Genomic DNA, 11318 nt, shown 5'->3' on the forward strand with positions numbered 1-11318 from the left:
ACTATATGCACAAATTACATATAAAAACCGGTCCCCGAAAGAATTCTGTTTTGGAGTTGTATTCAAAGAGGGTGTCTATTGGGCGCGGAAAAGATAACATAATTATTCTTCCTGATGAGTCTGTGTCGCGGTTTCATGCCGAAATAGTCTGGAAAAAAGATGTGTTTGTCATTAAAGACCTAAAGAGTACCAATGGTGTTTTCGTAAATGGTGAAAGAGTGACCGAACAGGCGCTTGATTTGAACGATGAAATCCGGATCGGAGAAACAATTATAGAATATGTTGCCGAGCTCACCTCTCAAAAAGAGGAACATAAGAATAAAGTTATCATGGAAACTCCTGATATTGATCTCAAATCCTATGGTGAGGAAGAAATTGAGTCTATGAGTGCGACGATATATTTCAGAGAGTATCAAATATTGTCCGCATTTTATAAGGTAACGAAAGCGCTTACCGCACTATCTGATTTTAGTACTATTTTAAGAGATTCTTTGGAAGTGGTACTTGCCATGATGAAAGCTGAAAATGGTTTTATATTTATCAATAATGAAAAGACCGGAGAGCTTTATCCTCGCATAGCATATAATTTGGAGAAAAAAAGTGAAATAGATTTCGCAAGATGTTCCGAGACGATAATTAATACCGTATTTCAAACAGGTAAATCTATTTTGTCGTCAGATGCGGCGCAAGATGACCGTTTTGTAGGTGCAAAAAGCATTATATATGAGAATATTCGATCAGTTATGTGTGTTCCGCTTAGAGTACATGATAAAATACTCGGGGTATTAGAGATAGATACACGCAAAGTGGTTGGCGGTTTTACCGTTGATGATTTGGAAATATTAAGTGTTATTGCCGGCCATATTGCAGAATGTATGGAAAACGCACGCCTATATAGTGATCTCAAAAAGGCACATGACAAATTACAGGATATTGATGATATAAAAACGAAGATGATAACATTAGTAGGGCATGAACTTGCAACGCCACTTACTATAATAGACCAATATGCGGTGCTCTTGAAAGACAAGCTGTTCGGTGATATTACCGAAAAACAGCACAAGGTATTAGAGGTAATGTGTTCGCGTGTTGCGAAATTAAAAAAGATCATTTCTGATGTGTCAAAGGTATCGAAAAGTCCGGTAAGTTATAAAAATTTAAAATCTGCTCAAGAAGAGTTTGAAATTAACGCGTTAATATCTGAAACCGTTAGTGATTTACAGCCTTTAATAGATGGCCGTAATCAGAACTTAAGCATGAATTTGAAAGCAAAAGATATTTATGTGTTTGCAAGTAGAGAAGGAATTAATGAAGTTATCACCAATATTGCGGTGAATGCAATAAAGTATACGCCTAATGGGGGCCACATAGACATTAAATTGATCGATGATAAGGATCGCGTAAAGGTTGAAGTGAAAGATAATGGTATCGGTATTCCTCAAAAAGAGCACGATAGAATATTTGATGGGTTTTATAATATTGAAGATGTAAAACATCATCACTCAGGCACGATTGAGTTCAAGGCCGGCGGTCTTGGCCTGGGCCTTACTATTGTAAAACATATTGTTGAATCAAATAACGGTAAAGTATGGGTTGATAGTGAAGAAGGTAAGGGCGCGGTCTTTACCTTCACCATACCAAAAATAATGTAAGAGGCACTTGCAAAGGAGATACCAATGCAAACGAAAGAGCAAAAAGGCATCATCTATAAATTTATAGTCAGTTTTGTCTTTATGTCAATTATACCTCTTCTGTATGTTGGCTATTTAATAACCAACTTTATAATGCCGAATATTAATTATGATCTGTGGCTTGTTGTCGGCGTTGGGCTGGTGCTTTTTCTCGCGTTTGTCGGCGCATTTTCAGTCAGAGGTATTCTCCAGTCAGTCATTACCGTAAATGACCAGGCTAAGAAAGTGCTGGACGGTGAAAAAACGGATGAGATTAAAGAACATAAAGCAGAAGGTGAAGTAGGCGAGCTTGCCGGATCCTTAAATCAAATTATAAATAGAATAAAGTCGGAAACAAATGCCCTTGAGTTATCCCAGAATGAGCTTAATAATACCAATAAGAAACTGTTGGATAATTATGTAAAACTGCAGGAAGCAAATGAAAAGCTAAAGAAAATGGATCAGATGAAATCTGGTTTTGTTGCAAATGTTGCGCATGAACTACTTAATCCTCTGGCGACTATACGTGAGACACTCGAGATCGTTAAGACAAATCTCGACTCTCGTATAGACGATAAACAGCAACAGGTACTGGAAATCAGTAAAAGGAATATTGTAAGACTTATCCGTTTAGTAACGGACATTCTTGACATTTCTCGGATTGAGGCGGGAAAAATAAATCTGCGCGTTGATGATGTTCATATAGAAGAGATACTTGAGGAAATCTTAACGCCGCTCGATATTTTATTTAAGAAAAAGAATATTAAATTAGTAACAGATATCCAACCGCCAAACTTCACTTTTGGTGCTGACAGAGACAAAGTAATTCAAGCTATTACCAATATGTTAGTGAATGCCGCGCATTTTACTCCGGATAATGGGAAAGTAACGCTATCAGCTTCATTAAAAGCGCGAGAGGTTCATGTGTCGGTGCAGGATTCCGGCGTTGGTATTGATGTGAGCGATCAAGAACGGATTTTTGACAAGTTTGAAAGGATAACAGAACATAAGAAAGAGGGAACAGGCCTTGGTTTATCGATTACAAAAGATATTATCGTTCTTCATGGCGGTAAAATCTGGGTTGAAAGTGAAAGTGGAAAGGGATCAAAATTCATGTTTGTAATACCATCAAAAAGTATGAGATAGGAGGAATAATGACAGATGCTAATCTAGAAAACAAAAAAACCACGCATGTATTATTAATTGATGATGAGGCTGATTTCTTGTTTGCGATTGAAGCATGGATGCTTTCGAAGGGATTCAGGGTAAGTACCGCTACAGACGGTAGAAAAGGTATCGAGTTATTTAAAAAGGATAAGCCTCATATTGTTTTTGTTGATGTTCTTATGCCCGAAATGGATGGTGTGGAGACATTAAAAGAGATCAGAAAGCTGGATGAGAAGGTCCCGGTAATATTGATTACCGCATTTGGGTTGAATAAGAGGATTGAGGAAGCGGAAAAATACGGAGTATTTGGATTTTTTCGAAAGAGTCAGGATTTTGAGCAGGCTGCCGCATTGATTTGTGACGCAATTGACGACATTGAAAAGATGAAAGGACAATAGTGGGTTCCTTAGTAGCTATAGATATAGGTAGACAATTTCTAAAGATCATTCATGTCGCAAAGGAAGGCAATGCCCTTACGCTCAAAGACTACGCGATTGAAGAGATATCTGATAATGGTGTACGAGTAAGTGATGAGGTAATTACAAAGCTTATTCGTGATACCGCGGAAAAGATGCGTGTTAAGACGAGTGATGTCAGGACAACCATATCTGGGCGTTCAGTCGTTGTGAGAAATGTCGATTTTCCAAATGCAAACAAGAATGAAATTTTGCGTAAAGTAAAACAGGAAGAGAATAAATATATACCTATAGATCTGAATGATTATTTTTATGATATAGCGCTCCTCTCTTCAACCGTTTCCTCCGATACACAATCTCTGAAAGGGATCATAGCAGCTGCAAAAAAAGATTCTATAATGAGTCACACAAAGATCATTAATGATTCAGGACTCACGACAAGTATGGTTGAAATCCCATCGTTATCATTGGTTAATCTATATGAAGCATATATTGAGCGTAAGGGCATTGAGAATAAAATTACCGCGTGCATTGATTTCGGTGCTTTATCAACACAACTGGGGATACTTATTAAGAATGATTCGGTGTTTTCACGAGAAATAAATATTGGGAGCAACGCTATATCAAAAGCGATATGCGAGGCACTTTCGTGTGATTTTGCCTCAGCGGAAAAAATGAAAAAAACTGGCTCAGAAGATGTAAAGACGTACTTAGCAAAAACCGTACACAATTTGGTTGAAGAGTTGATGATGTCTTTTAATTTCTTTGAAGGTGAATCCGGGAAGAATGTCCAGAGGCTTTTCTTTGTTGGCGGAGGCGTTCTTTTAGAAGGTGTTGCTGATATGATAAGCAGTGCGCTTGAAATACCCTACGAGATAATTGATCCACTGTCTATATGTGCCTTGGAAAACAATGAAAATAGTGATGAAATAAATAAGATAAGTCCTTTATTTGCTTTATGCATCGGTTTGGCTGTGAGGAGTAATCCAAAAGAATAAAGTGTTAAAAAATGTACTGGATAGAACGTTATGATTGAAATAAATCTTTTGCCTGGATATTTAAGGACACTGCCTGAAGAGCAGAAGCTAAAAGCACTGAGTACAGCACGTTTAAAAAAGATATTAATAATAGTTTTTTGTGCGCTCGTCTGTTTTTTTGGGGTTGTCTATGTAACTGTTGTGCTGATGCCCAGTGGGTATTATAACAATAAGTATTCTGCCGTACATCAACAATGGCTTGCTATAAAGGGAGAGTACGCCCCGATAAAAAAGATGCTTGATAAAGAAAAGGAATTTTATTCAAACGAAACCGCACTTAAGAAAAAAGATGCCCAAAGATACGCGTGGTCAATGATCTTAAATACTATAAGTGATGCTACTCCGTGGAATGTGCATTTAACATCAATTAAAAGTGCATCATTTAATGAAATGGTAAGCGAATTGATTATTACAATGGTGGGAGGGAGAAAGCAGCAAACGGAACGTCGCGGAATGAAAGCGAGGAATGTTCTTATTGTTGATGGAAACTATAAATCTTTGGATAAAAATGATAAAACAATTGAGACGTTTATTGCCAATTTAAAGGCGTCTCCAAGATTTGAAAATATATTTCGAAAAGTTGACCTCATGTCGTTTGAGAGTGGTAAAAATGATTTTAAGAATTTTTCTATTCGATGTTGGTTTAGAGATAAATATTCTCGTACAGTAAAGAAATAGTATAAAAGTATAAAAGGGATACACATGGCAAAATACTCTAAAGAACAACTTGAAAAGGGCATGCTTATAGTTATTTTTGTTTTAGCGTTCGGTGCTGGTTTCTGGTATATGCTTCTTGCTCCGGGTTTTGGGAAAATTGCTCAAACAAAAAAGAAGACAGCTGATCTTTCCCGTCAAATTGAGGATGCCGAGTTTAAGATTAAGAACAAGGATAAATTTGTTGATCGGCACGAGGTGTTTGAAAAACGGATCAAAGAATTGGAGCGAGGTATCCCGAAAGAAGCGGACACGTCATGGATACTTCGTACAGTTGCTGAGATCGAAAACGATTTAAAATTTAAAACAGAGAAGATTGAACCATATAAAGGTGAAAAGGTTCAGGGCGCAGTCGAAGAGGCCGAGAACCCGCTCTTTACATTTCGTCATGCAAAAATAAAATTAAAAGCTGGCTATCATGAAGCCGGAAAATTCATAAATACGCTTGAGAAGAAGACAAAATTCTTAGAAATAAAAAATGTATCAATAGGGTATAATCCCAAAACACCGTATCAGCACAATGTTGAGATTAAAGTAAAATATCTTGTTTTAAAAAAGCCGCTTCTTGAATAGTCTTCGACTATCTTATTATCTCGCTTCACTTATCCAATGTACGTACGAGTTTACACAGAGCAGGGTTACAGCATTCCGACACACACTGATCGGTGAAATTTCCACTCTCGAAATCTCTACGAGATTTTTTTGCTCGCATTAATTGTTCCCATCCCCCCTAGATTTTCTCGGGCTTCGTCCCAAAATCGTCCTCACCAGGAGACTTTCCCTTGACAATATATCTTTAATAACGTTTAATAAGGTTTAATAATTAATGATAACCATGCATAAGAAAGACTATGAAGACATATTATAAAGTTAGTGATGTATTAAAACAAATCGGTATAGCACGAAGCACCCTTTATAATTGGGAAAAAGCGGGTCTTATCCCGCAACCGAAACGGAATCGTGCCGGTTATCGTGTGTATACAGAAGGTGATATTAAAAAGATTGCTAAGTATGCTTTTAAGATTGAGTATCCGCAGGAACAGTTAAAATTATTTAAGAATACACATTGAGGAATGTATGAGGAATCGAACTATAATTATTATTTCTTTAGTATTGATGGCAGTAAGTGTATGTCTTTTTGGTATAGCAGTAGGTAAAGATGCTAAGAAGAGCGATACAAAAGCGCCATCTAAAGATTTTTCGTATGATAGCAAGAACATGAGAGATCCTTTTACTCCCCTAGGGAAGGGAAGAGGCGGAATATATACCGTACGTAATTTAAAGATTGAAGGAATCATCAGTGATAACGGTGAAACGCTGGCAGTGCTTTCAGGTAAAGTTGTCCGTGTTGGCGACAGTATATTTGATGCAAAGGTAGTGTCTATAAATGATAATAAAGTAGAGCTTATCTATAAAGGCGAGTCAGTAATATTAAAGATGCAAAAATATAAATAAAGCTCCATACAAAATGAGGAAAATAATGCAAAAAAATAAACTGAAGTACTATTATGCCGGTCTTTGTATTGTGACTGTGTTCCTGCTCAGTATAGCATTTACCAAGTTCGCTTTTACTGCTGATGAAGTATCTCCAGCTGCCCAAGATGTGGCTTTAGAGGCTGTCTCTCAGGTTATAGAAGGGAATGTAAACGACACCGATATCAAGAAGGACGATGCAGTTGTCTCCCCAGAAAATATTCCGGCACCTGACGCTGAAAAAACGATCAGTTTCGATTTTCCCGATACCGATATCCGGGTTGCGTTAGAGACTATTGGAATAAAGGTAGGGGTAAATATTGTTGCAGGCCCAGAAGTAAAAGGAAAGATTTCGATGAAATTGGAGGACGTTTCGTGGCGAAAAGCGCTTGATATACTTCTGAAAACATATGGTTACGGGCATGTTCAAGATGATGGGATTATACGGGTGATGTCCATAGAAAACCTGAAAAAAGAAGAAATGATGACGGCACTATACACCCTGCAGTATGGAGATCCTGTAGAAATTGCAAAAGGAGTACAGGCGCTTTTATCCGATGAAGGAAAAGTCGAGCCAAACGTTTCTTCCCGGTCAATAATAATAAAAGATTATCCCCGGTATCTCAATAGTATTGAGAAAACGATCAAGAAACTTGATCAGCTCGCGAAGAAGGATGCCCCGGAAAAAAAGAGTGTTTTGAAAGAAGAGGTTAAAGGGGTAGAAAACGAAATTAAACTTGACTTCAAAGAAAAGCCCATAAGGGATGTTATGTCTGACATATCAGCAATTAGTGGTATTAATATCTCTGTAGGGGAAGAAGTTGATGTAAAAGTGACGCTTACAACTAACGGGAAGTTTGTTCCATGGAGGAAAGCATTTAATACAATTATCAATACAGCTGAACTTGAATATCAGCCCTCTGACAAAATGATTAGTGAGTTTGAACCAGGGGATTTTATAACAATCAGGAAAAAGCAAAAAATTAACGAAATTATCCTTGACTACAAAGACGAACCCATCAGGGATGTTATGTCTGACATATCAGGAATTAGTGGTGTTTATATCTCTGTAGGGGAAGAAGTTGATGTAAAAGTGACGCTTACAACTGACGGGAAGTTTGTTCCATGGAGGAAAGCATTTGAGACAATTATGCGGACGGCTAACTTAACATATCAGCCCTCTGATAAACTGATTAGTGATATTGAACCAGGGGATTTTATAACGATCAGGACAAAGCAAAAGATTATAGAGATTAGTGATTACAATAAAATTATAGCCAACAGTGTCCCACTCATTTATGAAGTGTTTGAGCTTAAATATGTCGATGCGGAAGATGTTAAGAAATTGCTTGATCCAAAAAGTGAGGAATCTAGTCTTCCCAGACTGCTTTCTGCACGTGGGTGCGTCACAATCCTTAGTTTGGCGGGACAAACCGGATGGTCTTTCAGGGGAGATCCAAAAGACCAGGGGGGGGGAGGTGGAGGAGCAGCAGGCAGGCCCGAAATGAGCATCGGAGAACGCGCGGAAAAAAAACCGAGTAAATCGAGAACGCTCCTCGTTGGAGAAGTTCCCTCGAATATGGAGAATGTCCGGCAGATTATTAATACGATTGACGTGATGCCCTATCAGATCATGATCGAAGCGAAGATCGTTGAGGTAGACCGGGATGTTCTGCGCGATATCGGTTTTGAATGGGGATCCGGATTTAATGGTATTGAAGCGGGGCTCTTGGGTGCCGGTAACGGTGGGCACGTGGTGACCCAAAAGCTCACCGAGGGAGGAGCCTCAGTTCTTGAAAATCTAAAAATGGGGTTTCAAAATCTCTCATATGACACAAATATGACTCCCTCGTCGTTTAACCCAAATTCGACGGGTTTAAATCCGGATACCAGCGGATTTAAATTCAAGATGGAGAAATTGCTTAATACACAGGTAGAGGTTATATTGCATATGCTGGAAGAAAACAGTGGCGCGAATATTCTTTCGGCGCCTAAGATTATGACGTATAGTAATCAGGAGGCGTCAATAGTTGTTGGAACGGAGATACCTCTTCTTTCGACAGAGATTACCCCAAGCGCTGTCGGGCAACCGACTGTTTCCGCCCAATTTAATGGTTATTTGCCAGTAGGAATTCGTTTGAGCGTAGTGCCTCAAGTGAGCAATAAAAAATATATAAATATGATCCTCCATCCTACGGTGACATCAAGACTTTATGACATGACAATAATTGAACCAAATACGCGTATACCGCTAATAACTTATCCGGTACTCGAAACGCGAGAGGCTGATACACAGATTTTACTCGGAAACGGGGAAACGGTTGTTATTGGTGGCCTTCTCAAAGATGAAAAGAAAGAAACGCGTATAGGTGTTCCGTTTTTATCTGATCTACCTTTTATCGGGGAGCTTTTTAGGAGGACGGTAACGAGCACAAAGAAAATCGATCTGTTGATATTTGTTAAGGCGACTATTGTTCTTAAGGGCAGAGGAGCAGATGAAAGTGTGAGATCATATGTTCTCAGCAAAAAAGAAGGAGAAAAACTTTTGTCAGAGGGCACGAATGACAGTATCTATACTGGTGAAGAATAGTTGTTATGAAAAAATATTTTATAAAGGAGAAAAAAATGCCTAAAAGAATGTATATTTTTGTGATTCTAGCCGGTTTTATGAGCTTTATCGGTTGTGCGACAACGGTAAAACCTGTTGCGACGACGGTGAAACCTGTCAAAACAAATGTCACCGCCGAGAAGATTTCAACGCAGACCGTTGTCAAAGACATGAATACTGTGGCGATTTTCCCGCTTGCGGATTACTCGAAAGAACAGTCTTTCCTGTGCAATCCTCGCTATGGAATCAATTTAAAAGTAATGGAGGCGATCACCGACGGACTTGTTTCGCGGGGGATCACTGTCCTCAATCAGGAAGATGTTAACGGTTTTTTGATTGAGGAAGGAATTATTGCGGTAATGGATAAAAACGTGGAGGATGTGTCGAACCCTCAGTGGGAACTGATGAACAACCCTCATGAAAAAGTACAACAGGCAAATCTTGTTCATATGATGTCTCAGGATACGACGGGTGATTTTAGCAATAACAAGGTCTTGGACGGCGTGAAAGTTGGCCTCTCGAAAGGCAAGGTAAGAGAAATAGGCAATACGTTGGGAGCTGATAAAATTATCCGTGGACAGATTATTGAATATGGTTTTAATGAAACGAAGAGTTTAAACCGCAAAAACGGGTGGTTAACGGCAACAGTCGGCGGACTCGTTGAAGGGGCGGGCGCGTTTGTGTATCAACAAGGATACGAAAAAGGACTCCCGGATTCATCAGGGATTAGCAAGTATGTTTACAGCAACGATATGGGATCGGGCCCGGGCGCCAATATTCCGCCAAAACTTTCAAACTGTTATGTCCAGATTCGGCTCTATCTTCAGGACGTTAAAAGCGGCAAGATATTGTGGAATAATAGAATTGAAACAAGATTTACCCCTCCGTCAACACTTGCCTACGATGATAATCAGCCGAAGAAGATGACAGATGATTCTATAAGTAAAGCAGTTGATACTCTGCTTGAAGATTTATTCAAAGATAAAAAGAAAGAAAAGTTTTTAGGGCTGCTATAGGATTAAAGGGGCAGGATATTCTAGAATTAAGTATCCTCCCTCTTCCGCCACTGAGACTGTAAAAGTCACAAGTAAATGGTAGCTGCTACCATTTATCTTAAAACATGCCTTTTTGAATCCTTTTCAATCCCATATGCTTCATTAATTGTATGTATAATAATATGTATAAATGTATTGACAAATAGTCAATATAGGATATAATGATTATATGGCAGTGGATAAAAATATCAGTTTTGAATGGGATGATGAAAAAGAAGCAGCAAATATAAGAAAACATAGAATCGATTTTGTGACGGCTGTGCAGGCTTTTAAGGATCCGGAAAGAAAAATTTATAAGGATTCAAAACATAGTGTTGAAGAGGAAAGATTGTTTTGTATTGGAAAAGTCGAAAATAGAATAATAACTGTGAGATTTACTTATAGAGCTGGAAAGATCAGAATAATCGGTGCGGGTTTTTGGAGAAAAGGAGGTAAATACTATGAAGGAAAAGACTAAAAGTTCTGATATGCCTATTGGGAAATTGACTAGAGTTAAGGATTATTTGCCGTCACCTGACGAACTAGTTGTTCCCGAAAAAACGGTAAAAGTAACGCTAAGAATCGAGGAATCAAGTCTGGATTATTTCAAAAAACAAGCTACAAAAAAACATACGAAATACCAGAAGATGATACGTAAACTGCTAAGTATATATGTAGCAAAACATTCTGCTTAATTAATCATCTATCTATGTCGCATATGTATCTTAGCTTTTTCAGCCTGTCTTAATAATTATACCCGTTTGAAGGATTTAATTGCGGTTTTTTGCTAATGCCAACTGATTTGGCTATATCTTGGAGAGACATACCCAATAAACATAATTCCTGAATCTTATGAGTTATCTTCTGGTAGTCTTTAACGGGTAGTATCTTGATATTAGAGTGTATTTCACAGCCAGTTCGAATTGGTTGCAACCTCCTCCGCCAGAATAGAAAAGGCAGTCCATTAGGGCTGCCTTTTCTATTTTAGGTAGAGTGGGTAGTATGAGAACCCAGATATGGGTTCGTTTTGACCAGATTGCTAGCCCGATTTTTAAGGAAGATAATTAAGTGATCTGTCCCGTGCGCCAAGAAAGCTAATGTAAGCAAGCTGGAAAACCAGCCCGACTAAAGCCTAACCAGCAGGTCGGTACAGAACTCAGCGCATAGTAAGGCAACGAATTATGCGAAGCCTGAGAGAA

At 38.5% G+C, this 11318-nt stretch carries 12 protein-coding genes; all 12 read left to right on the top strand.

Features of this window, described 5'->3' with window-relative positions; all coding sequences use genetic code 11:
- Positions 1–5 precede the first annotated feature (5 nt).
- The 12 genes from P9M13_07705 (at position 6) to P9M13_07760 (ending at position 10814) form a co-directional block, all read left to right on the top strand.
- Complete coding sequence (locus tag P9M13_07705; GenBank protein MDP8263171.1) at positions 6–1652, top strand: ATP-binding protein; 1647 nt, start codon at positions 6–8, stop codon at positions 1650–1652.
- A 24-nt stretch (positions 1653–1676) separates the two neighbouring features.
- On the top strand, positions 1677–2816 hold the full coding sequence (locus P9M13_07710) for a HAMP domain-containing sensor histidine kinase (protein ID MDP8263172.1): 1140 nt from the start codon (positions 1677–1679) through the stop codon (positions 2814–2816).
- Positions 2817–2824: 8 nt separating this feature from the next.
- On the top strand, positions 2825–3235 hold the full coding sequence (locus tag P9M13_07715; protein MDP8263173.1) for a response regulator: 411 nt from the start codon (positions 2825–2827) through the stop codon (positions 3233–3235).
- Positions 3235–4251 (top strand): type IV pilus assembly protein PilM, encoded by a 1017-nt coding sequence (gene pilM, locus P9M13_07720; GenBank protein ID MDP8263174.1) that lies wholly within the window; start codon positions 3235–3237, stop codon positions 4249–4251. Before P9M13_07715 ends, pilM begins: the two co-directional genes overlap by 1 nt.
- Before the next feature lie 30 nt (positions 4252–4281).
- Positions 4282–4968 carry a PilN domain-containing protein gene (locus P9M13_07725; protein ID MDP8263175.1) on the top strand — a complete coding sequence of 229 codons (687 nt, stop codon included), beginning with the start codon at positions 4282–4284 and terminating at the stop codon, positions 4966–4968.
- Between the two features lie 24 nt (positions 4969–4992).
- Complete coding sequence (pilO, locus tag P9M13_07730; protein MDP8263176.1) at positions 4993–5577, top strand: type 4a pilus biogenesis protein PilO; 585 nt, start codon at positions 4993–4995, stop codon at positions 5575–5577.
- Positions 5578–5855: 278 nt separating this feature from the next.
- On the top strand, positions 5856–6074 hold the full coding sequence (locus P9M13_07735; GenBank protein ID MDP8263177.1) for a MerR family transcriptional regulator: 219 nt from the start codon (positions 5856–5858) through the stop codon (positions 6072–6074).
- 7 nt (positions 6075–6081) lie between these two features.
- Positions 6082–6459 (top strand): hypothetical protein, encoded by a 378-nt coding sequence (locus tag P9M13_07740; GenBank protein ID MDP8263178.1) that lies wholly within the window; start codon positions 6082–6084, stop codon positions 6457–6459.
- A 25-nt stretch (positions 6460–6484) separates the two neighbouring features.
- Entirely contained in the window at positions 6485–9067 is a 2583-nt protein-coding gene (locus P9M13_07745; protein ID MDP8263179.1) for a secretin N-terminal domain-containing protein, read from the top strand.
- A 35-nt stretch (positions 9068–9102) separates the two neighbouring features.
- On the top strand, positions 9103–10101 hold the full coding sequence (locus P9M13_07750) for a hypothetical protein (GenBank protein ID MDP8263180.1): 999 nt from the start codon (positions 9103–9105) through the stop codon (positions 10099–10101).
- 208 nt (positions 10102–10309) lie between these two features.
- Positions 10310–10597 (top strand): BrnT family toxin, encoded by a 288-nt coding sequence (locus P9M13_07755; GenBank protein MDP8263181.1) that lies wholly within the window; start codon positions 10310–10312, stop codon positions 10595–10597.
- Positions 10581–10814 carry a hypothetical protein gene (locus P9M13_07760; protein MDP8263182.1) on the top strand — a complete coding sequence of 78 codons (234 nt, stop codon included), beginning with the start codon at positions 10581–10583 and terminating at the stop codon, positions 10812–10814. The genes P9M13_07755 and P9M13_07760 overlap by 17 nt, the downstream gene beginning before the upstream one ends.
- Positions 10815–11318 lie beyond the last annotated feature (504 nt).

It is taken from the genome of Candidatus Ancaeobacter aquaticus, assembly GCA_030765405.1.
Classification (GTDB): Bacteria; Auribacterota; Ancaeobacteria; order Ancaeobacterales; family Ancaeobacteraceae; genus Ancaeobacter; species Ancaeobacter aquaticus.

What these genes read in the sequence shown, in the direction of transcription:
- P9M13_07705 (MDP8263171.1), top strand. Translation starts at nt 6, where the DNA reads ATGCACAAATTACATATAAAAACCGGTCCCCGAAAGAATTCTGTTTTG.
- P9M13_07710 (MDP8263172.1), top strand. Translation starts at nt 1,677, where the DNA reads ATGCAAACGAAAGAGCAAAAAGGCATCATCTATAAATTTATAGTCAGT.
- P9M13_07715 (MDP8263173.1), top strand. Translation starts at nt 2,825, where the DNA reads ATGACAGATGCTAATCTAGAAAACAAAAAAACCACGCATGTATTATTA.
- P9M13_07725 (MDP8263175.1), top strand. Translation starts at nt 4,282, where the DNA reads ATGATTGAAATAAATCTTTTGCCTGGATATTTAAGGACACTGCCTGAA.
- pilO (MDP8263176.1), top strand. Translation starts at nt 4,993, where the DNA reads ATGGCAAAATACTCTAAAGAACAACTTGAAAAGGGCATGCTTATAGTT.
- P9M13_07735 (MDP8263177.1), top strand. Translation starts at nt 5,856, where the DNA reads ATGAAGACATATTATAAAGTTAGTGATGTATTAAAACAAATCGGTATA.
- P9M13_07740 (MDP8263178.1), top strand. Translation starts at nt 6,082, where the DNA reads ATGAGGAATCGAACTATAATTATTATTTCTTTAGTATTGATGGCAGTA.
- P9M13_07745 (MDP8263179.1), top strand. Translation starts at nt 6,485, where the DNA reads ATGCAAAAAAATAAACTGAAGTACTATTATGCCGGTCTTTGTATTGTG.
- P9M13_07750 (MDP8263180.1), top strand. Translation starts at nt 9,103, where the DNA reads ATGCCTAAAAGAATGTATATTTTTGTGATTCTAGCCGGTTTTATGAGC.
- P9M13_07755 (MDP8263181.1), top strand. Translation starts at nt 10,310, where the DNA reads ATGGCAGTGGATAAAAATATCAGTTTTGAATGGGATGATGAAAAAGAA.
- P9M13_07760 (MDP8263182.1), top strand. Translation starts at nt 10,581, where the DNA reads ATGAAGGAAAAGACTAAAAGTTCTGATATGCCTATTGGGAAATTGACT.